At 63.9% G+C, this 948-nt stretch carries 1 protein-coding gene; it reads right to left on the bottom strand.

The window, feature by feature from the left end; translation table 11 throughout:
• The coding region (locus VTU_RS29655) for a SwmB domain-containing protein (RefSeq protein WP_010109114.1) at positions 1-948 on the bottom strand (948 nt) is incomplete at both ends.

The raw sequence follows: 948 nt of genomic DNA, 5'->3' as shown, positions 1-948 counted from the left end.
GCCGTTGACCCTGGGGCGTTGCGTCTCGTCAGTGGTGATCAACACCGGGGCCACGATGTCCGTGCGCACCGCTGTGGTCGGAAAGCTGAGCAGGCGGTTGCCGGCTGTGTCCTGTATGGCACTCTCGTTGGTGGGCGTGCTGTCCTGGTAGGCGATGGTCACGGTCTGACCCAGCTGCACGGAGGTGCTCAGTCGCAGGATCATCGTTTTTCCGCTTCCATAGCCCGTGACCGTGACCGTGGCGGCTTGGCCATCGACGAGCACCGTGAAATCGCTGCCGTTCGGTTGGGCCGTACCATCTTTCAGGTCGCTCGTGCCGTGGAAACTGAGGTACACCAAGTTGGCGTTGACCCTGGGCCCCTGCTGACCGGTGGTGATCAACACCGGGGGCGTGGTGTCTGCTGGCGCGGGGGTGTTGTTCGTCACGGCCTGGCTGCTGAAGCTCGCTGCGTCGTTGCCCGCAGCGTCCTGCACCACGGCACCGGTCGCGGGTTTGGTGTAGCTGACGGTCACGGTTTCCGTATTGGCCACAGCGCGGCTCAGTGTCAGCGTCACGGTCTTGGCCGTGGCGCTTACCACGGCGCTGCTCACGGTGATGGCCGTTGCGCCAGCGGCGGTGTTCACCGTAAAGCCTGCGTTGCCCGTGAGCGCTGCCCCGTCCAGGGTGTTGGCTTCCGTGTACGTGAGCACCAACTGGTTGCCGGTGACTGTGGCGCTGTGGATCACCGGGGGCGTTCTGTCCAGTATGTCCACCGCCGTGGTCGGGATGCTGGTCAGGCGATTGCCGGCTGTGTCCTGTATGCCCTTGTTGTCGGCGGGCGTGCTGTCGTTGTAGGCAACGGTCACGCCGCGCTGACCATCCGCTATGGGGGTGGTCAGCGTCAGGATCATGTCCTTGGAGGTTCCATTGATGCTGACATTCGTGACGATATTCGCCACGCCATCGAC

Origin of the sequence: Verminephrobacter aporrectodeae subsp. tuberculatae At4, assembly GCF_000193225.1 — a bacterium.
In the GTDB taxonomy this organism is placed as follows: domain Bacteria; phylum Pseudomonadota; class Gammaproteobacteria; order Burkholderiales; family Burkholderiaceae_C; genus Acidovorax; species Acidovorax aporrectodeae.
This window is presented reverse-complemented; position numbering and strand designations above follow the sequence as displayed.